The sequence below is a fragment of the Sphaerisporangium sp. NPDC049002 genome, from assembly GCF_040649355.1.
In the GTDB taxonomy this organism is placed as follows: Bacteria; Actinomycetota; Actinomycetes; order Streptosporangiales; family Streptosporangiaceae; genus Sphaerisporangium.
Genome location: NZ_JBEZFH010000133.1, coordinates 1 through 20410, shown reverse-complemented (window position 1 = coordinate 20410; position 20410 = coordinate 1). Strand labels below are relative to the sequence as shown.

The window sequence follows — 20410 nt, the reverse complement described above, 5'->3', positions numbered from 1 at the left end:
GCGACGCCAGAGCCTTGAGCGTCTTCGGCAGGGCCCGCAGGGTCGCGGAGCCGCCTTCGTGCATCAGGATGACCGATCCGGGCCGCGCCCCTTCGGCCGGACGCTGCAGTTCGCCGCGACGCCTCCCGCACGGCGCTATCCGCGCCTGATGTCGTGCTTCACACCGGAGCAGAAGTGGGAGATCTACGGCGACGCGCTCCGAGAGCGGCTGGCAGGCGTGGACAGCTACGGGCTGCTGGAGGATGCCTTCGACGCCTCATCGGCGGACTCCGACCTCGGCCGGGTCCTCGACGTGGACACCCTCACCTACCTCCCCCACGACCTGCTGGTCAAGGTCGACATCACGACCATGGCCAACTCCCTGGAGGCCCGCTCCCCCTTTCTCGACCATCATCTGATGGAGTGGGCGGCACGCCTCCCCGCCGCGTACCAGGTGCGCGGCGACCAGACCAAGGTGCTGCTCAAACGGGCCGTCGCCCCCTGGCTGCCGGAGAAGCTGATGCGCTATCCGAAGCAGGGGTTCGGCGTTCCCCTCGCCGCCTGGCTGCGCGGCGAGCTGCGTGAGCTCGCCCATGACGTGCTCACCGACGACACCGCCCGCGCCAGGGGCCTGTTCAGGCAGTCAACGGTCCGCGATCTGCTCCGGCGGCACCTCGACGGCGGCGATCACGGCTCTCGTCTGTGGACGCTCCTGCAGTTCGAGCTCTGGCACCGGGCACATGCGGCCCCGAGCGGTGCCGTCCCGGCCGATGCGGTATGCCACTCGCCCTCCTTGGCACCCGCGAAGGAGTGATCACTCCCCGTACGCGCGGGCGACCACCGCCGCGTACCGCGATGGGTGGCATCTCCTTTTGGCGCGGATAAAGGAGTGACAAGGACATCGCCGGGCGCGGGCGTCCACGCTGCCCCGGGGTCACAGCGTCGCCAAGCTTGCACCCATGGCCCACACTCCGCCCGTTCAGGGCCCGGCGGCGAGCGCGCTCGAACCGGTGAGACCCGCCCAGGCGCACGAGCCACGCCGGAGGCCGCCCCACCTCCCGGCGTGGCTGCCAGGGCTGTCCATGCTGGTTCTCGTCGCGGTGGTGCTGCGCCGGTACGGCGTCTCCGTGCCGGACATGGCCGCCTTCGGCCTCTACGTCGCGCTGGGGCTGGCCCTTCCCGGCACGTTGCTCGTCCGGGCCCTGTACGGCGGAGCGCGCACGCGGGCGGAGGAGATCGCACTGGGGGTGACCCTCGGCTACAGCGTGGAGGTCATCCTCTACATCGGCGCACGCGCCGTCGGGATGCCATTGCTCGTGCTGGTGTGGCCGATCGCCGTCTCTGTGCTCTTCGCCGGCGTCCCCCGCCTGCGGCCGCACTGGCGAGGCGCGCGCGAGGCGCGACGAGCGCCTCTCTGGTGGTCATGGTGCCTCGCACTGCTCTTCGCGTTCCTCCTCGTCTGGAGCGCTCTCACCTTCTTCCGTACTCATGCCATCACGTGGCCGGAGCTCGGCGCCGCCTCCATCGACATGCCGTTCCACCTGGCTCTGGTCGGTGAGCTGAAGCACCACGTGCCCCCAATGGTACCGATGGTGGCCGGCGAACCCCTGCTGTACCACTGGTTCGTCTACGCGCACCTCGCGGCGGCGAGCTGGATCACCGGTGTGGAGCCTCTGGTGCTGGTGTTCCGCCTGGCCATGCTGCCCATGCTGGCCGCTCTCGTCGTCCTGCTGGGGATGACCGGACGGCGCGTCACCGGCTCGTGGGCCGGAGGGGCGCTGACCGCGGCAGGCACGATCTTCGTCGCGGTGCCGAGCCTGTACCTGGGCACGAACGGGTCGTTCACGTGGGGAGGCGTGCCCGACCTCGCGTGGACGAGTCCTACCCTGACCTTCGGCGCCCTCCTGTTCGCCCCGGTCGTCCTCATCCTCATGGACGTCCTCACGGGCCGGCGGCAGACCCCCGGTACGTGGGTCCTGCTCGGCGTCTTCCTCCTGGCGGTGATGGGGGCCAAGGCGTCCTATCTGCCGCTGCTCGCGGCGGGTCTGGTGGTGGTGACCGTGGTGGAGGCGGTCAGGCGGCGCCGCGCGCCCTGGCCGGCGCTCGCGGCCCTCGGCATGACGACGACACTCTGCCTCTATGCACAATTCGTCCTTTTCGGCGGCGTCCGGCAGGGTCTGGTGGTCTCCCCTCTCTTCACCATGCGCACGACATGGGGTGAGCTGACGGGGCTGGGGGACCAGGCCGACCCGCCGGTGGCGGCGGTCACCGGCATCACTCTCATATACGTACTGTGCTGGTTCGTCGTGCTGTGCGGCGTCCTTGGGTTGGCGAGCAGGCCGCGTTCGCTCGGACGGCCCGGAGTGGTCCTCATGCTGGGCATCGGCGCGACGGGCCTCGGCACGATGTTCCTGCTCGGGCATCCCGGCCGGAGCCAGCTCTTCTTCCTCTGGGGCGCCTACCCCTATCTGGTGACCGTCACGGTCCATGGGCTGCTCGTCCTGCTGCGGCGAGCGCGGGTCTCGCAGAGGTCGGTGCTGTGCTCGGCCGGCGCGGGGGTGATCGCCGTCTACCTGATCCCTGTCGCCTGCGGGGTCAGGGTGCCCCTGAGCCCGGGCCAGGCGGACACGATTCTGTACCGTCCCTACGTGGCCCTGTCGGCCGTCGCCGTCGTGGTGTCGGTGGTCCTGATCGCCACAAGGGGAGCCCTTCGCGCGTGGGCTCTGGTGACCACCATGCTCACGGCCATCGGACTGCCCGCCGACCTGCACGCGCGCGTGTTGTCGACCGTGGGCCGCCTCGCCGGGCACGACCCTCAGGTGGCGGCCGTTCCCGTGGCCGCGCCGGCGGTCCCTCCGGGCGCCCTGACCGCCGGGCGGTGGCTCCGCGACCACTCGGATCCGGACGACCTGGTGGCCACGAACGCCCACTGCCGCTGGGGATACGAGGACCCATGCGACAGCCGCCACTTCTGGGTGGCCGCGCTGAGCGAGCGGCGCGTACTGGTCGAGGGATGGACGTACACCGCGGCCAATCTGCGCCGCTGGCATCAGGGACAGTCGCCGGAGCACATTCCCTTCTGGGACCAGGAGTTGCTCGGGGCGAACGACGCGGCCTTCACGGCGCCCTCCGAGGCCGCCTTCCAGCGCCTGCGCGACCGTTACGGCGTGCGCTGGCTGTTCTTCGAAGGAAGCCGGACCGTCCAGAACCCCGCTGCCGGAAGATTCGCCTTCCGGTCCGGCGACTACACCGTGTACGAGCTGAAGTGATCCGCGGCCTCTGGCATGCGGGGCCCGTACGGCGGGGCTCGCGCCGGCGGGCCGATCGAATCTCCTGTCCGACCTCCGGGCGCGACGCCGCCGGAGATCCATCCGAAAGTGGTTGCCATGCGAATTCTGCATATCGGATATCGCCTCCCGCCAGAGCCCGGCGGCCTTGAACGTCACATCCAACGCCTCACCCATGAGCAGCTCCGCCACGGCCACAGGGTGGTCGTCGCCCACAGGCGGGGGGTGGCGCCGGACGGCGTCGAGACTCTGCCCCTTGTGCCGAACCGTCTCAGCCGTACCGTCTCCAGGAGGTCCGACGTGGTCGCCTTCGGCATGGAGTGCGCGCGTGCGCTGCCTCACGCCGGAGACCTCGACGTGGTCCACCTGCACGGCGACCACCGCGAGGCGCTGGCCCTCGGATCCGCCGCCCGGCGACTGGGGGTGCCTCTGATGCTCACCGTCCACGGAGCGCTCACGACGCGCCACCGGCGGATCATGCCGTACGCCTTCCGCCACGTCGACGAATTCGTCGCCATAGGCGGCCGGCCGGCGGAGGACCTGGTCAGAGCGCGTGTACCGGCCCACAAGATCTACACGATGTCCAGCGGCCTCGATCTCGACCGCGTCACCTGGTTCCGCGGGCGGAAGCCCGTCGAACCAGGATTGATCGTCAGTGTCGGCTCTCTGAACAAGGTGAAGAACCATGCGTTGACGATCGAGGCCTTCCACGAGCTGCGCGCCGACCATCCCGACGCGCGCCTGGTCATCGTCGGCGACGGCGACGAGCGCACCGCACTCGAAAGGCTCGCGGGAACAGGCTCCGGGATCCGGTTCGCCGGGCACCTCTCCGAGGACGGCGTCTACTCGCTGGTGAGCCGCGCCCAGGTTTTCGTGCTCTCCTCACGCAGGCTGCCCTCCATCGGGGAGGGAATCCCCACCGCCGCTCTGGAGGCCCTCGCGCTGGGCACCCCCGTCATCGTCTCCTCCGACGCCTCACTCGGGCCGGTCATCGAGCCACGCGCGTATCGCACCTTCCGCAGCGGGTCCGTCGCGGCCCTGGTGGCGCAGCTGCGAGCGGTGCTAGACGACGAGACATCCCGTGCGCGACTGATCGAACGCGGCAGGCGAGCCGCGTCGGCCCTCGACTGGTCGGTGGTGGCGGGCCGCGTCGAGGAACGCTACATGAACCTCATGCCCGGCAGGCCGCGCCTGTACACGGAGACGTCATGAAGGGAGATACGGCCGGCTCCCCGGCAAGCCGCGCCCGTAGACCATGGTGAGCCCGCTCGATCACACGGTCGGCCGGGTCCGCCCGCCCGCCGGGCGCCATCTGCGGACGTTCACCTTCCTGGCCGCCGCCGGCCTGGTCGAGGCCGTCCTGTCCTCGCTGGGCCTGGTCGCTCTGGTGCGGATGACCGACACCGCGATTTCAGGGCAGGTCATCTTCGCCCAATCGGTGGCGAGCGTCTGCTTCCTGCTGTGCGACCCTCGTCTGGACAACACGGTCCAGCGATACGTCCCCCTCGAAGAGCGGCGGACCGGGCAGGGTTTCGCGCTGTTCACGCGGCTGCTCCGCTGGGATCTGACGATCCGCGTGAGCGCGATCGGCGTCTGTCTCGCGGGGGTGCTGACAGCGCGCCTGCTGGGCTTTGTGAGCACCGACCTCGCGCTCATGCTCGCTCTCGCGTTCGTCGCACGCGGATCCCTGGCGGCAAACGGCGCCGTCCGCGCCGCCTTCCCGTTGTCCAACCGGCTGCATGATCTCGGACTGCTCCGGGTGGGCTGCGCGATCCTCGCGTTCCTCCTGGCCTTGGGCGGGCTTCTGACCGGCGGCCCCCTGGGCTATCTGATCGGCCAGGCACTGGGCTCGGTGGCGACCGCCATGGTGGTGGGCACGCTGGGCACCCGCAGGTTGCTCGCGGAGATCGGGCCGTCGGCGGCCAAGGTCCCGATACCGGCGGGTCTGGTCGCCTTCACCGTGAAGGCGTCCAGCGGGTCCGCACTGGCCGAGGTGTCTGATTCGGGGATCCTGACGGTCGCGGGACTGCTCGGAGGCTCCACCCTCGTGACCATCATCAAGATCGCATCAGCCCCTGGCCGGCTGTATTCCACGTTGGTCATGCCCGTCGCGTCCATGCTGCATCCCCGCCTCGCCCGCGCCGCAGCGGCGGGAGAAGAGAGGACTCTGGCCCGCAGGGACCTCCTGCGCGCGACCGCCCTGCTCACCGTGGCGGGGGTCCTGACACTCCTCGTCGTGCTCCCGGTCATCGGCGACGTCCTGCGCCTGGTCTACGGGCGGGAGTACGCCGGGATCGGCACCGTGGCGGCGGCGCTCGTCGCGGCGGCATGCGTCAAGGGAATCGTGTGCTGGTCCAACGTGCTGCCCCTGGCCCTCGGCAGGCCGGGCTGGCGGCTCGCCTACCTCGCGGCCGAAGGGGTCCTCCTCCTCGGCGCCCTCCTCATCGCCGACCGGGCCTCCTCAGGCGCCCTCCAGACCGCGCTCTCCTTCGCCTGGGGGACGTTGCTCGTCTCCGGTATCGGCACAGCCGTCTGGATGGCCTTGCTCCAGCGGATATCGGCGCCGGCGTGCGACCGCGCGGACACGGCGGAGCACTGTGCGGCCCACGTGCGGCGGTGAGACCGCCGCCGCTCTCAAAGGTGACGCTCTCAAAGGTGACGCTCTCAAAGGTGACGCGTCGTCCGCGCGAGCTCCTCGTACAGGTCCTCGAACCACTCGGCCGTGCCGGCCATGTCCACGGTCGCCGAGCCGGCGTTCGCGGCCCCGCGTAGCCGGCGATGCGTCGCGGGCTCCATCGCCTCAAGGATGCCCGCCGCCAGCGCCCCGGACGACCCGGGATCCGTCAGGATACCGTTGTGGCCCGAGTGGACGAGCTCGCCGATGCCTCCCACCTCGGTGGACACCACCGGCACCCCCGCCGCGAGCGCCTCCATGATCACCACGGGGAGTGCCTCGTGAAGCGAGCTCAGCACCACCAGGTCGGCCGCCGCGACCAGCCTCTTCGCCCCCGGCACCCGGCCCAGGATGCGCACCTGACCGCCGACCCCGTGCCGCTCGATGTCGCGGGCGACCTGGTCCCGCAGAGCGCCGTCCCCGACCAGGAGGAAGACGGCGTCCGCGCGGGTCAGGAGGACCCGAGCCGCGGCCCGGACCAACAGTGAGTGGTTCTTCTCCGGCCTGAAGTTGGCGACGCAGACCACGAGGAACGCCCCTTCCGGCACGGCGAACTCGTGCCGGACCGCGTCGCGCCGCTCCACCCAGAACCGCTGCTCGGCGACGTCCACGCCGTGGACACGGGTCAGCACCGGGCGGGCCCCCCGGGTGGACGACAGTGCGACCCGAGAGGACACCGCCACGATCTGGTCGTCAAGGCGCCGGGTCAGGCAGTCGAGGAACGTGCTGGCCCTGGTCGTGACGCGTCCGAGGAGCGCGTCCGGCCGCCGGGCCCTGAGAAGGTCGTCGCGGATGTAGTGGACGGTCGAGACCATGACCGGGCGCCGGCGGCCGAGCCGGGCGAACGGCCGCAGGATGAAGGCGGGCAGCGGGGAGTGCACGTTGAGGACATCGGGCGCGAGACGGCGAACGGTCGTGACCAGCCTGACGCAGGCGAGGAGCCGAGCCCGTGACCCGAGGTCGACGACGTCGACACCGAGGTGTTCCAGCTGGTCGATCAGCTCGCAGGTCGCAGCCCGCATACACACGACCGTGTAGCGGTTGTTCCTCTTACGGGATTGCCGGAGCCGCTCGACGAGAAGTACCTCGACGCCCCCCATGTCGAGGGTCTTGACGACCTCGCACACGTGAAGACCACTCGTCTGGGGCCTCCGCCTCATCGCGGGCCACCGCCGAGGACGGGCTGACGGCCGCCTCCTGGTGTCGCCGGAACCGGGCGGCCCCGGTCACGCCTGGCCGCCGTGGACCACGCGACCGCGGCCAGCAGGCTCGTGACCATGACGATCGGTATGCGCTGGCGGAAGATGAGGCCGACGTTCGCCATGGTGGTCGCGTAGACGATGGTGCTGGGAACGATGAACAGAAGGAGATAGCAGGCGGTCGCTCGATCGTGGCGCCACAGCCAGACGGTTCCACGCACCGCGCTGTAAAGGAGGAAGTACCAGATGAGCGCATCGAGCTTGCCCAGCTGCAGTGTCAGGCTGCCGTCCGTCCAGGGGAACGGGGAAAGGAGCGTGTAGACCACCTTGAGCCCGAGTTGGTTCCAGGGGTTGCCGCCGTCGTCGAAGGTGACCCCCGAACCGCCGATGGCGTTGCTCTGCCGAAAGGTCTCCGACTGGCCGTAATCCAGCTGGTGCTGCATCGCCTCGACCGGTGCGCTGTCACCGAGGTTCCCGAAGGGAAGCACGATCAGCAGTGTCATCAGCACGAACATGCCGCGCAGGGAGAACGCTCGCCTGACACCGGCGAAGCCGAGGAGCATCGGCATCGCGCACATGAACACCATGTACGGGCGCACGTACCACAGCGCCCACAACGACAACGCCAGCAGGAGCACTTTTCGCGGGTCGAAACGCCGCAGGTTGGAGACTCCCAGGCCGAGTGAGGCCACGACGAGGAACGCGTTGAACCCCTCCTTGAACATGTCGGAGGTGTGCAGCAGGAACGCCGGCATGAACGCCGTCAGGGAGAGCAGCCAGAAGGCCACGCGCCGGTCGGCGCCGACCAGACCGGCGAGCTTGTACATGATCAGGCACAGCGCGCAGGCGAGCAGCGCGACAACGGCCGTGCAGGCCAGCGGGGCGGGGCCTCCGCACAGGTAGATGACGAGCGCGAAGACATTGCAGGGCACTGCCGCGGAATAGAGCGAGCCGATGTCGTCGGCCGTCACGAACTGGAATCCCTCGCGTTTCCAGAACGCCACGACCTCCATGGCCCTCGACTCGTAGGTGATGTTGTCGCCGCCGTATTCGATGACATGGTTCTGCATCACCAGGACATGGATCGCCAGGCGGACGGCGAACGCGATGAGGAGCACCGGCAGCACACGCTGGACCGACTGCCCGTCCAAGGTCGCGTGGACCAGCCATATGAGAGCCAATGCCGCGGCGGCGACGACGACATATTCCATGAGAAGTACCCTTAATTCGCCTCGATGTAGGACCGCAACGTCCAGCGATCCGCCTGAGCCGCCGGTGTGGAACCCTTCGGGGCAGACGCTAGCGCCGAAGCACAAGCGACGGCGCTCGCGGCGGACGAGCCCCGTTCGACCATTACCTTTGTTTGCGACTTCTTTTTACCGGGTCTGAATACGGCGCCGTGACCTTTTGACGGCAATCCGTGGGATCCATCCGTGATGAGCGCTAAGCCCGATGGAATACCGATTTCGGACTCGGCAACCGGGTGCTCATCACGTGAATCACGATGCTTGTGCCGCTGCCTCCGCCTGCCTCCGATGTTCGCCGGCTTATGAGGTCAGCGACCCTCCGGGAATGCGTTTCGATCATGCCCGGGTAGGGATAGGGAAAATATTTCGCCGCTACCACGACAGTGAGGGCGAACAGATCAAACGGCGAGCTAGCTTCTCGGATGTGACCAGTCCGATTCGTGTCATGGAAATCATCGCCCGGATGAACGTAGGCGGCCCCGCCACCCAGGTGTCGGGGCTTTGCGAGCTGTTCGACCAGGAGGAGTTCGACCATCGTCTGTACACCGGTGACGTCCACAATGGCGAGGAGGACCGCCTCCGGTTGCGGAAGGTGGCCGTCCAGGTCCACCGGGTGCCTGGCCTCGGCCGGTCCATCGACCCGGCCGGAGACCTCCGCGCCTTCCACAGGCTGGCCGGCGCCATGCGCGCCTTCCGGCCGCACATCGTGCATACCCGGACGACCAAGGCGGGCGCTCTCGGCCGTATGGCGGTCACGGTCTCCGGTGTCGGAGCGGCCAGGATCCACGTGTTCCACGGCCACCTCTTGGACGGATACTTCTCCAGCCCCAAGCGCTGGGCGTACGTGCGTGCGGAACGGTTCCTCGCCACCATGTCCGACCGGCTGGTGACCGTCGGCTCCCAGATCCGTGACGACCTCCTCCAGGCCGGGATCGGGCGGCCGGAGCAGTACGTCGTGATCCCACCGGGGGTGCGGCTCGGCCCGGTTCCCGGCCGCGCCGGGGCTCGCCACGCTCTGGGGCTCTCCGTCGGCGCACCGGTCGTCGCGTACGTCGGCCGGCTGACCCGGATCAAACGGCCCGACCGGCTCGTGGCCGTGGCCGAGGCGGTGCTACGGCGCGTGCCCGACTGCCGGTTCATCATCTGCGGAGGCGGCGAACTGCTCGAAGAGGTGGAACGGTGGATCCGCCCCATCCGCGGATCCTTCCATCTGCTCGGCTGGAGAGCCGATGTCGAGACCGTCTACGCCGGGGCCGATGTGGTCCTGCTGACGTCCGACAACGAGGGCGCGCCACTGAGCCTGATCGAGGCGGGCATGGCCGGGATACCGGTCGTCTCCACCCGCGTGGGAAGCGTCGCCGAGGTGGTACGTGACGGTGAAACCGGTCTGCTCGCCGCGCCGCGCGTGGACGAGCTGGCGGCGCACGTCGTCCGGCTGCTGTCCGACCAAGCGCTCGCGCACCGGATGGGCCGGAGCGCCCGCGACTGGACGACGGCCGCGTTCGGCGTGGAACGCCTCGTCGCCGACACCGAAGCGCTTTACCGGACCCTCCACGGCGCGTCCCGGCGGCGCACGGCCCCAGAGACGAGCCACATGTGAGAATCCTCATCACCGGTGGCGCCGGGTTCATCGGCGCCAACCTCTGCGATGCGCTCAGGCGCCGGCCGGAGGTCGAGGCCATCACCGTGCTGGACGACCTCAGCAGCGGGGGGCTGCACAACATCGACCACCTGGGTGTGGACTTCGTGCTGGGCAGCATCCTGGACCCGGATGTGCTCCGGCCCCTGGTCTCCGACGCCACGACGGTCGTCCACCTCGCCGCGCGCGCCTCGGTGCCGCGGTCCCTCGACGATCCCCTGGCCACCCATGCCGTCAACACCACCGGCACCCTTCAGGTCCTTGAGGCCTGCCGGGCGACCAGGCCCCACGTGATCCTCGCGTCCTCCTCCTCGGTCTACGGCGCCTGCAGGGAGCCGCTCAAGCACGAGGACCTCCCCACCCGGCCGCTCAGCCCCTACGGCGTGAGCAAGCTCGCGACGGAGGCCTACGCCCTGGCGTACGCGGAGAGCTTCGGCCTGCCGGTTCTGCCCTTGCGCTTCTTCAATGTCTACGGTCCCCTGCAGCCGGCGGGGCACGCCTACGCGGCCGTCATCCCGGCGTTCGTGTCGGCGGCGCTCGAGGGCCGCCCGGTGCCGGTCCACGGCGACGGGCGCCAGTCGCGGGATTTCACCTACGTGGGATCGGTGACCGACGTCCTCGTCCAGGCGACCCTCCAGCGGGTGACGAGCGACAAGCCGGTGAACCTCGCGTTCGGCACCCGCGTCACGTTGCTGGAATTGAAGGACGTCCTGGCCGAGGTGCTCGGCCGGCGGATCGACACGACGTTCCTCCCACCACGGGCGAGCGACATCCGCGAGTCCCAGGCCTCCACCCGCCTGCTCCGCCGGCTTTTCCCCGGCGTGCGTCCCATGACGCTGGCCGGCGGACTCCGCATGACCGTGACCTGGTTCGACCAGGCGATGAGTTCCCAATCAGCCTCGCACATGTAATGGGAGAAGTCGGTGAGCACCCAAATAGGGAACACCTATCTGATCACAGGAGGGAGCGGCTTCGTCGGCTCGCATCTGGCCGACGCGTTGCTCGCTCGCGGTGATTGCGTCGTGGTCGTGGACAATCTGTCCACCGGACGACTGGGCAATCTCCGTCCACACCCAAGACTGCGGTTCGTACAGGGGTCCGTCCTGGACGAGCTGGTGGTCGACGAGCTGGTCCACCGGTGTGACGTCGTCGTGCACCTCGCCGCCGCCGTCGGTGTCAAGCTGATCGTCGACCAGCCGCTGCGGTCTCTGACCACCAACATCCGCGGGTCGGAGATCGTCATCGAGGCGGCGCACCGCTATCGCCGTAAGATCCTCGTCACCAGCACCAGCGAGATCTACGGCAAGAACTCCTCCGGGCCCCTGCGGGAGAACTCCGACCGCGTCCTCGGGAGCCCTGCCGTGGTGCGATGGGCCTACAGCACCGCCAAGGCCGTCGACGAGATCCTCGCCAACGCCTACCACAAGGAACGCGGCCTGCCGACGATCATCGTGAGGCTGTTCAACACCGTCGGGCCACGGCAGAGCCCGGCCTACGGCATGGTCATCCCCCGCCTCGTGCGGCAGGCGCTCAACGGCATACCACTCACCGTCTTCGGCGACGGGACCCAGACCCGCTGCTTCGTCCACGTCGCGGACGCCGTCGACGCGTTTCTTCGCCTGCTCGACGACGAGTCCGCGATCGGGCAGACCTTCAACGTCGGATCCGCCGACGAGATCAGCATGCTGGAACTGGCCAAGCTGATCATCGAGCGCGTGGGATCCACGTCCGGAATCGATCTCATCCCCTACCACGAGGCCTACGAACATGGCTTCGAGGACATGACCCGCAGAGTTCCCGACACCACCAAGCTGCGGGAGCTGACCGGCTGGACGCCCCGCCGCGACCTGGACACGATGCTGACCGAGATCATCAGTGAGGCCCGCGAGGATCTCGAGGTGTCCACGCGGTGAACGGAACGATCACCCTGGCCGCCGCGGCCGCCTGCCTGCTGAGCGCGGCGGCCGCCCCGCCGCTGAGGCGCCTCGCACTGCGGTGGGATCTCACCGACCGTCCCGGCGGGCACAAGGCACACCACCATCCGACCCCCTACCTGGGCGGAATCGCCATCGTCCTCAGCACGGTCATTCCCGCGGCCGTGGCGCTCGGGCTCTCCGACCGGCGGATCACCGTGATCCTGGTGGCCGCGACGGCGGTCGCCGCGCTCGGCCTGATCGACGACGTCGCGTCGCTGCCCGTGGTCACCCGGTTGACCGTGGAGGCGGTGGCGGCGAGCGGGGTCGTGCTCTCCGGCGTCCACATCACGCTGACCCAGACATGGGTCGACAAACCCATCACGGTCATGTGGATCGTCCTGATGACCAACTCCTTCAACCTGCTGGACAACATGGACGGAGTGCTGGGCACCGTCGGCACGGTCACCGCCGCCTTCCTCGGCGGAGCGGCCCTCGTGAACTCCCAGGGTTCCTTCGCGGTGCTCTTGGGGACCCTGGCGTTCGCGTGCCTGGGCTTTCTGGCGCACAACTGGCCGCCCGCGAAGATATTCATGGGAGACACCGGCTCCCTTTTCATCGGGTTCGTTCTCACCTGTTCCGCGATAGTCCTCGTGGCGGGCCAGAGCGTCGTCATGACCGTGGCCGGGCTGCTCCTGTGGACCTTCGTCGCGGTCGTCGACACCGTGGTCGTACTCGTGTCCCGGATACGCGCGGGTCGCTCGCCGCTGTCAGGCGGCACCGACCATGTCTCCCACCGGCTCCGCCGGGTCGGCCTCGGCGCGCGGACGGTTCCCGCGACCCTCGGCATGATCACGGCGTTGCCCGGTGCGCTCTGCCTGGCCGTCGCTCTCAGCTGGATCCCGCCGCTCACCGCGGCGATCGTGGTGGGCGGGATCGCCACCATCCTCATCTCCCTGCTGCAGGGCGTCAGCGTGTACCCCCCTGCCCAACTCCTCGAAAATCTTCCGAAGATCACCGAAAGGCGGCGATGATCCGGTGGATCTGCTCCACTTCATACGACTCGCGCGCAGGAACTGGCCGCTTGTCATCCTGTCGCTGGTCCTCTCGGTGGGCGCAGCGCTTGTCGTGACGGCGAAGACACCGCCGAAGTACGTCGCCACGATCACCATGATGGTCTCCGGTTACGACAAGGTAGGGAGTCTCACCACCGCGTACCAGGCGGGCATGTTGTCGACGCAAAGGGTCCAGTCCTACGCCAACCTGCTGACCAGCCGCCGGGTGATCAGCCAGATCGCCGGAGGCGAGGACGTCCGGCGGCTGCAGGCCGGCGTCAAGGCGGAGGCCATACCGGCCACCATGCTGCTCCGGGCCATGGTCACCGACGGGAATCCCGCACGCGCCGCCCGCCTGGCCAACGCCCTGGGCGACAGGTTCGCCCGGCTGATCGACCAGATCGAGCGGCCCACGCCCAAGAGCTCGCCCACGGTCAAGATCACAGTGGTGGACCCGGCCGACGTCCCGAGGACCCCGGTCAGCCCCCGTCCTCTGGTGAACATCGCGCTCGCCGTGCTGATCGCGTTGCTGCTCGCGTTCGGCTCACTCGTCGTCCGCGACCGTCTGGACACGACCGTCAAGACCTCCGAGGTCCTGCAGCAGATGTCCAGGAGCTCGGTCCTCGGGGTGATCACCTATGAGAGGGACGCTCGCCGGTTCCCCCTGATCGTCCGGGAGAACGGCCGGTCGACCAGGTCGGAGGCATACCGCTCGCTGCGCACCAACCTGCAGTTCATCGGAGTCGACCGGCAGCCCAAATCGCTGGTGGTCACGAGCTGCCTGCCGGGTGAGGGGAAGTCCTCCACCTCGGCCAACCTCGCGATCACGCTGGCCCAGGCCGGATGGCGGGTGATCCTGGTGGACGGCGACCTCCGCAGCCCGCGCATCCCGGACTACCTGGGGATCGAGGGCTCGGTCGGTCTCACCGACGTGCTGATCGACAAGGCGCGCCTGCAGGACGTCATCCAGACCTGGGGCGAGCCGAGCCTGTCCGTGCTGCCCGGCGGCCAGATTCCCCCCAACCCGAGCGAACTGCTCGGCTCGCGCGGGATGCGCGCGGTGCTCTCCCAGCTCGTGGACGACCACGACATCGTGATCGTCGACGCGCCGCCGCTGCTCCCCATCACCGACGCCGCGGCGCTCGCGGCCATCTGCGACGGAACGCTGCTCGTCGCCCGATACGGAAAGACCCGGCGGGAGCATCTCGTCCGGGCCGTCGAGACACTGTCCTCGATCAACGCCCGTCTCGTCGGGGCGGTGCTCAACTTCGCGCCGGGCAAGCGCGCGGCGTACTACGGGTACGGGTACGGCTACCGGGCCAGGGCCGAGGTCAAGACCCCGGTGAACGTGTGAGCAACTCGAGTGGGACGGCGAGCGACTCCGCGATCCGCCGTCCCGCCACCCGGTAGGCCCGCGAGCGGCCGCCGTAGGGGTCGGCGATGTCGGGCCGGTCCACCCGGACCCGCCCGCGCAGCGCCCTCACTTCGGCGACCAGCGCGCGGGCCCTGTGCACGGCATCCCGGTGGCAGGTGACCACCTCGGCCGGCACGGCCAGGGCCAGGATGGCGAACTCGGCCAAGGTGAACGTCCGCGCGGCGGCCAGGGGGTGCATCTCCACCGTCCTGGCGCGGTGCTCCGAGGCGGCGGTGAGCACGAGATCGGCCGCGGCGACCAGCTCAGGGGTCAGGGGGCGGGAACGGAAGCCTCCGGGGTCCGCCCCGAACCGGGCGAGCACCCGTTGTGCGCGCTCGGTCATCGGTCTCCCCCGCTCGGCGCCGGTCCCCGCGCTGATCACCTCGACCGCCGGGCACGGCCCGAGAGCCGACCTGGTGAGCCGCTCCGCCAGCGGAGAGCGGCAGATGTTGCCCGTGCACACGAACAGGATGCGGAAACGCGTCTCCTGCGGCTCGGCGGGCGCCGCCCCCGCGTCTCTCCAGCATCGTGGAGCGCAGCCCGCGTGCCCGGGAGGCAGGGGAGGGACGATCCCGGCCGACCTGTCGGGCACCGCGGTCATCAGCGAGCGCACCCCCGCGCGTCGGGGGTGATCCGGGTGTACTGCGGGCGGACCAGGGGCTGAACCGGGACCACCGGCGGCTCCGCGGAGGCGGGCTCCACGAGATCGAACCGCAGTGTCCGCGACTGCCGGGGGTCCAACTCCAGCAAGGTCGAGTACACCGGATGCGAGCGCTCGACCTCCCTGATGACCTTGACCCGGTCGCCGTCGACGGACACCGCCCTGATCTCGGCCCCGACCCCGGCGTACAGCGACACCCACAACAGGTTGGAGCCGATCGGACGGGGACGCGAAGGAGCGTCGAGCCTGTCGGTGACGTAGGAGGGCAGCGGCCCGCGCGGCACGTCGTTGGTGAGCCTGACCCGCACGGTCGTGGAGCGGCGCCCTGCCTGGCACGGGCCCAGCTCGTAGTCGAGCGAGCGGTTCAGGTAGTAGTCGAGCTTCCCGCCGGCCGAGTTGTTGACCACCAGTCCGGCGTACGGCCCTGGCCGGCGCGGCACCACGCCGCCGAGTGCGGTGGAGGACAGGCGCCGCTGCTCGGCGTCGTGGCGGCTCCACATCTGGATCCGGTGCTCCTCCACCATGGGCTTCAGAACGGCCAGCACCCGGGATGGGTCCTCGAAGGACCTGGGCAGCGCCTCGCTGACGGCCTTCGCGATCCCGACAAGGAACCGCTTGCGCGCCGCCGGGTCGGTGTAACGGGCGTACGCGGCGCGCTCGGTCAGGTCGACGACGTTCGTCGCGGTCACCTTCTCCCCACCGGGGAGGGTGACCGGCCCGATCAGGCCGAGCAGGTAGGACAGCCCGACCGGGTCGATCGCGATGGCACCGTCCAGCCCCTGGCGGGTCTGGCGCTCCCACAGCGCGGTCCAGGTCTTCGCGGCGTACGGAAAATGCGGGGAGAGGTTCGAGACGGAGAGCAACTCGACCGCGCCGGCCCCATACCGCGCGAGGAACGCCGGGCCGTGGTCGGCGACGGGGCGCGGACTGCCGTCCAGACCGGTGTTGGCGGCGATCCGCTTGACGGCGATCCGGCCGTGGTCGGCGGAAAGGATTCCGAAGGCGCCCACGAGGCCACCGGTCCCCCGCGACTCGGCGTTGGTCTGAAAGGCCAGGAAGTAGCGGCGCGGGCCGCCGTTGCCCAGCATCGGAGGAATCAGGGCGGCGGCTGCGGCCCCGCCGCCGATCCAGCCGCGCAGCCGGCCGGCTTCGTGCAGCGCTGTGCCGCGTGCCTGATCCACCGAGGCCAGCCCGGTATGCGCAGGGGTGGCCTCAAGGCGGGTGTACATGACCCCGAGCCGGGCGGCGGCGCCATCCAGGACCGGCGCCGCCGCCTGGAGTCCGGCGAGCAACCGGCTCATGTCGTCGAGGGAGCCCGATCCGGCCGTGACGAACGACGCGCCGGCCCGCTGGACGACCGTCAGCACGTCGGTGAGCTCCGCGGCGCTTTCAGCGATCCCCCGTACGGTTTTCGCACCGTCCCCCGCCAGGGGCATGTACGTGATCAGCGACCAGTCCGGGCCGCTGGTGAGGCGCCGTGCCTCCATCGCGTGCCGCCGGGCGGTCGCCAGCGTCACGGCGATCCTATCGAGGTCGCGCGCGCTCACCACCGCGCGCAGATGCTCCAGCGCGTCCCTCGTCGCCTGCAGATGGTCACGCACGCCAAGACCGAGATGGACCGACCAGCCCCCGCCCAGCACCAAGACCGCGACGGGGGCGAGCAATACCGCTGCGACGACCCGGCGACGACGCCTAGCGCGCACCGGCGGATCGGCGACGCCGTACGGAGATCAGGACGCCGGCGGTACCCGCTGCCAGAAGGCCACCGCCGATCCCCGCGATGGCACCCACAGGCGCTCCCGTGAACGGCAGCCTGTTACCCGCTTTCTGCCCGCCGGGCTTCTCACCGCCGGGTGCGCCGCCACCGGCTTGGCCGCCTACCGCCTCGTGACCGACGGCCCCGCTACCGGACTCGGCACCGCCAGAGTGATGCCCGCCGCCGTCGTCCGAATGCTCCTCGTGAATTATCTTCCCGCCCTGGATCACTTCGTCGCCGTCCGCCGCATGGTGGTCGTCGAGTTCGTTGAACACCTTCTTGACATCACTGGCAGGGCGCGGCGGATAGGGATTCGGATTCGAAGCGTACGACGATGACGGCAGCCCGGGTCCGGCGACGGCCGTTCCCGCCGTTCCGACTACCACGCCACATCCGACGACCAGCGCGAACAGAACAGGCACCGCGCGTTTCCCAGCCATTTGAACTCCCCGACGGCGATGATTCAGACCACCGAAATATGGCCCGAATACGGGCAACGTTTCCCTAGAAGCATGTATATCGATCGTCGCAGGAGGGCGTACCTGTCCGACTCGCGGCCTTTACCGAAGCATCGCCGGACCTTGCCGCCCAAAAAGCCCCTGCCGTGAGGGTTCACGGCAGGGGCTTCTCGCTGGGTAGAGCGGTTTCCTACTCGGAGCCTCGTGGAACGCGGCCCCCGGGTCAGCGGCCGACGTTGGCGGAGTGGCCGATGGCCAGACCGCTGTCGGTGTCGAAGAAGTGGAGGTTCTGGGTGTCCACCACGAGGTCGACGTTCTGGCCGGGACGGACGTGGCTGCGGGCGTTGACGCGGGCGGTCCACAGCGACTTGTCGCCGATCAGCGGCAGCACGGCCGCCTCTTCGTCGTCACCGGTGTCCTGGGCGGCCACGGTGTCCTTGTGCTCGACCGGCGGGGCGTCGATGAGGAACAGGACGTTGATCTCGCTGCCCAGCTCCTCGGTGACCTCGGCGCGGGTCGGGATGTGGGCCCAGCCGGTGGAGCTGCCGTTGGCCGCGGAGGCGTCCTCGAAGTCGGAGGGACGGATGCCGAGGATCAGCTTCTTGCCGAAGTACTGGTCGAGGCCCGGCTTCTCGGCGAACGTGGACTCCGGCACCGGCAGCTTCAGGCCGGCGAAGGACACCGCCGCGCCGGCGTCGCCGCGTACCAGCTCGGCGTTGACGAAGTTCATGGACGGGGAGCCCATGAACCCGGCGACGAACAGGTTGACCGGGCTGTCGAAGAGGTTCTGCGGGGTGTCGACCTGCTGGAGGATGCCGTCGCGGAGGACGCAGACCCGGTCGCCCAGGGTCATGGCCTCGACCTGGTCGTGCGTGACGTAGACCGTGGTGACGCCGAGGCGCTCGTGCATCTGGTTGAGCGAGGCGCGCATCGAGACGCGGAGCTTGGCGTCGAGGTTGGACAGCGGCTCGTCCATGAGGAACGCCTGCGGCTCGCGGACGATCGCGCGGCCCATGGCGACACGCTGGCGCTGGCCACCGGACAGGGCGGCGGGCTTCCGCTTGAGGTACTGGTCGAGGCCGAGCATCTTGGCGGCCTCCTGAACGCGCTTGGCGATCTCGGCCTTGGGCATCTTGCGAAGCTTCAGGCCGAAGGCGAGGTTCTCCTCGACCGTCATGTGCGGGTAGAGAGCGTAGTTCTGGAAGACCATCGCGATGTCGCGGTCCTTCGGCGGCAGGTGGTTGACCACCCGGTCGCCGATGGCGATCTCGCCGCCGCTGATGTCCTCCAGACCGGCGATCATGCGGAGCGCCGTGGACTTACCACAACCAGACGGGCCGACGAGGACCATGAACTCGCCGTCATGGATGTCCAGGTTGAGGCCGTTCACAGCCTTCACACCGCCGGCATAGATCTTGTCGACGTTGCGCAGAACGATTGATGCCATGACAGTCCTTCGTGCGTCCGGGTGCCGCCGGATGTGGATACGTTTTCATGAATCTCATCTGAACCGGACATCTCTGTCAAGCCTTTCTGAAATATAGGCTTCTCACACCGCCCGGATGGCGGCTCCATCTTGGCCGTTGCGTGGAAATCATGATGGAATCGTTTCCATGAAGGTGAGTGGACAGCGTCGTACGACCATCAAGGACGTGGCCGAGGCGGCGGAGGTCGGAGTGGCGACCGTCTCGCGCGTGCTCTCGGGCACGGGCTCGGCCAGCCCGGCCACGAGGGAGAAGGTTCTGGCCGCCGCCGCGCGGCTCGACTACCGCCCGAGCGCCCTGGGACGGAACCTCCGCCGGCAGCGCACCGGTGGTATCGGTCTGCTCGTCCCCGACATCACAGACACCTTCTACGGAAGGCTCACCGACGGTGTGCTCGCCTGCGCCCAGTCGGCGGGCGAGCCGGTGATGATCGGGACCACCGGCGACGACCCCGAGCGGGAGGCCGAGCTGATCGGCTCGCTCCTGGAGGAGAGCGTGGAGCGGGTGATCGCCGTGCCGTGCGGCGACGGCGAGATGTGGGGGCCCGCGTTCCGCGCCGGGCTCAGCGTGGTCTTCGCCGAGCGCCCGGTGCAGGGGCGCGAGAACGTCCCGTCCGTGGTGACCGACGACCGCACGGGGGTCCGCACGGCGGTCGAGTACCTCGCGGGGCTCGGGCACCGGCGCATCGCCTTCCTCTCTCGGCACGGCCAGGCGCAGCGCGTGCGCGCGTTCCGCGAGGCGCTGGCCGCGCTCGGGGTGACGGTCGACGAGGAACTGATCGTGCGCGCGCACGCGACCCGCGACTCGGCCTACGCGGCCGCCGCCGGGCTCTTCCAGCACCGCCCCGACCTCACGGCGGTGCTGGCCGGGGGCAATCTGCTGGGCGAGGCCGCCGTCCTCGCGGCCAAGGAGCTCGACTTCCGCGTCCCCCGCGACATCTCGCTGATCATGTTCGACGACGTGCCCTGGGCGGAGCTGTGCCATCCCCCGCTCACCGTGATCTCCCAGCCCGCCCAGGACATGGGGTACCGCGCCGCCGAGCTGGTGCTGCGCGAGGGACGCCGGTCGCGCACGGTCACGTTGCCGACCGAGCTGATCGTCAGGGGCAGCTGCGGGCCCCGCCGCTGAGGGCCGTCAGCCGACCACCTTCTCGATGGCCTCGACGACGGCGGCGTCCTCGGGTTCTGTGCGGGGACGGAACCGCGCGACGACGTTCCCCTCCCGGTCGAGCAGGAACTTCTCGAAGTTCCACTGGACGTCACCCGCGTCGCCCGAGGCGTCGGGGACGGCCACCAGCGACGTGTAGAGCGGGTGGCGGCCCTCGCCGTTGACGTCGATCTTCTCCAGCAGTGGGAAGTCCACGCCGTAGGTGGTGACGCAGAAGTCCTGGATCTGCTCGGACGATCCCGGCTCCTGGCCGGCGAACTGGTTGCATGGCACGCCGACGACCGTGAAGCCCCGGTCGCCGAACCGTTCCTGGAGCCGGACCAGGCCGGCGTACTGCGGGGTCAGACCGCACTTCGACGCCACGTTCACCACCAGAGCGGCCTTGTCGCCGACGAGCTGTCCCAGCGTGGTGTGTCTTTGCGGGCGGCTACAGGGCGGGGACGGGTCCGCGTCGACCGGTTCCATGTCACTGCGGCG

At 69.5% G+C, this 20410-nt stretch carries 17 protein-coding genes; 10 read left to right on the top strand and 7 right to left on the bottom strand.

The genetic code is table 11. The annotated features are described in order from the left end of the window. The 4 genes from AB0B89_RS24105 to AB0B89_RS24090 form a co-directional block, all read left to right on the top strand. On the top strand, window positions 1-793 hold a 793-nt coding region (locus AB0B89_RS24105), incomplete at its 5' end, for an asparagine synthase C-terminal domain-containing protein (RefSeq protein WP_358556898.1). A 145-nt stretch (window positions 794-938) separates the two neighbouring features. Continuing rightward, on the top strand, window positions 939-3248 hold the full coding sequence (locus AB0B89_RS24100) for a hypothetical protein (protein ID WP_358556895.1): 2310 nt from the start codon (window positions 939-941) through the stop codon (window positions 3246-3248). Between the two features lie 117 nt (window positions 3249-3365). Continuing rightward, window positions 3366-4478: a glycosyltransferase family 4 protein gene (locus AB0B89_RS24095; RefSeq protein ID WP_358556892.1), complete on the top strand. Its 1113-nt coding sequence runs from the start codon at window positions 3366-3368 to the stop codon at window positions 4476-4478. Window positions 4479-4524: 46 nt separating this feature from the next. Continuing rightward, window positions 4525-5886 carry a hypothetical protein gene (locus tag AB0B89_RS24090; RefSeq protein WP_358556889.1) on the top strand — a complete coding sequence of 454 codons (1362 nt, stop codon included), beginning with the start codon at window positions 4525-4527 and terminating at the stop codon, window positions 5884-5886. A gap of 44 nt (window positions 5887-5930) precedes the next feature. On the opposite strand, the gene AB0B89_RS24085 is transcribed toward AB0B89_RS24090, so the two are convergent. Both AB0B89_RS24085 and AB0B89_RS24080 read right to left on the bottom strand, forming a co-directional pair. Beyond that, on the bottom strand, window positions 5931-7067 hold the full coding sequence (locus AB0B89_RS24085) for a glycosyltransferase (RefSeq protein ID WP_358556886.1): 1137 nt from the start codon (window positions 7065-7067) through the stop codon (window positions 5931-5933). 29 nt (window positions 7068-7096) lie between these two features. Then, window positions 7097-8350, bottom strand: coding sequence for a hypothetical protein (locus AB0B89_RS24080; RefSeq protein ID WP_358556883.1), 1254 nt, complete (start codon window positions 8348-8350; stop codon window positions 7097-7099). A 499-nt stretch (window positions 8351-8849) separates the two neighbouring features. Here AB0B89_RS24080 and AB0B89_RS24075 point away from each other — a divergent pair, with 499 nt between their 5' ends. The 5 genes from AB0B89_RS24075 to AB0B89_RS24055 are packed head-to-tail and all read left to right on the top strand — an operon-like array spanning window position 8850 to window position 14347. Continuing rightward, window positions 8850-9986 (top strand): glycosyltransferase, encoded by a 1137-nt coding sequence (locus tag AB0B89_RS24075; RefSeq protein ID WP_358556880.1) that lies wholly within the window; start codon window positions 8850-8852, stop codon window positions 9984-9986. Continuing rightward, window positions 9983-10936 carry an NAD-dependent epimerase/dehydratase family protein gene (locus AB0B89_RS24070; RefSeq protein WP_358556878.1) on the top strand — a complete coding sequence of 318 codons (954 nt, stop codon included), beginning with the start codon at window positions 9983-9985 and terminating at the stop codon, window positions 10934-10936. Before AB0B89_RS24075 ends, AB0B89_RS24070 begins: the two co-directional genes overlap by 4 nt. Before the next feature lie 12 nt (window positions 10937-10948). Next, on the top strand, window positions 10949-11938 hold the full coding sequence (locus AB0B89_RS24065) for a GDP-mannose 4,6-dehydratase (RefSeq protein WP_358556875.1): 990 nt from the start codon (window positions 10949-10951) through the stop codon (window positions 11936-11938). Next, on the top strand, window positions 11935-12972 hold the full coding sequence (locus AB0B89_RS24060; protein ID WP_358556872.1) for an MraY family glycosyltransferase: 1038 nt from the start codon (window positions 11935-11937) through the stop codon (window positions 12970-12972). Before AB0B89_RS24065 ends, AB0B89_RS24060 begins: the two co-directional genes overlap by 4 nt. Window positions 12973-12976: 4 nt before the next feature. Then, the gene (locus tag AB0B89_RS24055) at window positions 12977-14347 is read left to right on the top strand and encodes a polysaccharide biosynthesis tyrosine autokinase (protein WP_358556869.1); all 1371 of its coding nucleotides are present in this window, start codon (window positions 12977-12979) and stop codon (window positions 14345-14347) included. On the opposite strand, the gene AB0B89_RS24050 is transcribed toward AB0B89_RS24055, so the two are convergent. The 4 genes from AB0B89_RS24050 to ugpC form a co-directional block, all read right to left on the bottom strand. After that, window positions 14325-15008, bottom strand: a complete 684-nt coding sequence (locus AB0B89_RS24050; RefSeq protein ID WP_358556866.1) for a hypothetical protein — start codon at window positions 15006-15008, stop codon at window positions 14325-14327. The genes AB0B89_RS24055 and AB0B89_RS24050 overlap by 23 nt on opposite strands. Further along, window positions 15008-16669, bottom strand: a complete 1662-nt coding sequence (locus AB0B89_RS24045; RefSeq protein WP_358556864.1) for a DUF4012 domain-containing protein — start codon at window positions 16667-16669, stop codon at window positions 15008-15010. The genes AB0B89_RS24050 and AB0B89_RS24045 overlap by 1 nt, the downstream gene beginning before the upstream one ends. Window positions 16670-16760: 91 nt before the next feature. Next, a complete protein-coding gene (locus AB0B89_RS24040) occupies window positions 16761-17246 on the bottom strand; it encodes a hypothetical protein (protein ID WP_358556863.1) in 486 nt (161 codons plus the stop codon). Between the two features lie 259 nt (window positions 17247-17505). Continuing rightward, window positions 17506-18729: a sn-glycerol-3-phosphate ABC transporter ATP-binding protein UgpC gene (gene ugpC / locus AB0B89_RS24035; protein WP_358556861.1), complete on the bottom strand. Its 1224-nt coding sequence runs from the start codon at window positions 18727-18729 to the stop codon at window positions 17506-17508. A 166-nt stretch (window positions 18730-18895) separates the two neighbouring features. Between ugpC and AB0B89_RS24030 the strand changes: the two genes are divergently transcribed. Next, complete coding sequence (locus AB0B89_RS24030; protein ID WP_358556860.1) at window positions 18896-19894, top strand: LacI family DNA-binding transcriptional regulator; 999 nt, start codon at window positions 18896-18898, stop codon at window positions 19892-19894. A 6-nt stretch (window positions 19895-19900) separates the two neighbouring features. Here AB0B89_RS24030 and AB0B89_RS24025 read toward each other — a convergent pair whose 3' ends face one another. Beyond that, window positions 19901-20398, bottom strand: a complete 498-nt coding sequence (locus AB0B89_RS24025) for a glutathione peroxidase (RefSeq protein WP_358556901.1) — start codon at window positions 20396-20398, stop codon at window positions 19901-19903. Window positions 20399-20410: the final 12 nt, after the last annotated feature.

Excerpts from the sequence above, each read along its gene's own strand:
- AB0B89_RS24075 (WP_358556880.1), top strand. The coding sequence starts at position 8,850 with ATGAACGTAGGCGGCCCCGCCACCCAGGTGTCGGGGCTTTGCGAGCTG.
- AB0B89_RS24080 (WP_358556883.1), bottom strand. The coding sequence starts at position 8,350 with ATGGAATATGTCGTCGTCGCCGCCGCGGCATTGGCTCTCATATGGCTG.
- AB0B89_RS24050 (WP_358556866.1), bottom strand. The coding sequence starts at position 15,008 with ATGACCGCGGTGCCCGACAGGTCGGCCGGGATCGTCCCTCCCCTGCCT.
- AB0B89_RS24025 (WP_358556901.1), bottom strand. The coding sequence starts at position 20,398 with ATGGAACCGGTCGACGCGGACCCGTCCCCGCCCTGTAGCCGCCCGCAA.
- AB0B89_RS24100 (WP_358556895.1), top strand. The coding sequence starts at position 939 with ATGGCCCACACTCCGCCCGTTCAGGGCCCGGCGGCGAGCGCGCTCGAA.
- ugpC (WP_358556861.1), bottom strand. The coding sequence starts at position 18,729 with ATGGCATCAATCGTTCTGCGCAACGTCGACAAGATCTATGCCGGCGGT.
- AB0B89_RS24030 (WP_358556860.1), top strand. The coding sequence starts at position 18,896 with ATGAAGGTGAGTGGACAGCGTCGTACGACCATCAAGGACGTGGCCGAG.
- AB0B89_RS24095 (WP_358556892.1), top strand. The coding sequence starts at position 3,366 with ATGCGAATTCTGCATATCGGATATCGCCTCCCGCCAGAGCCCGGCGGC.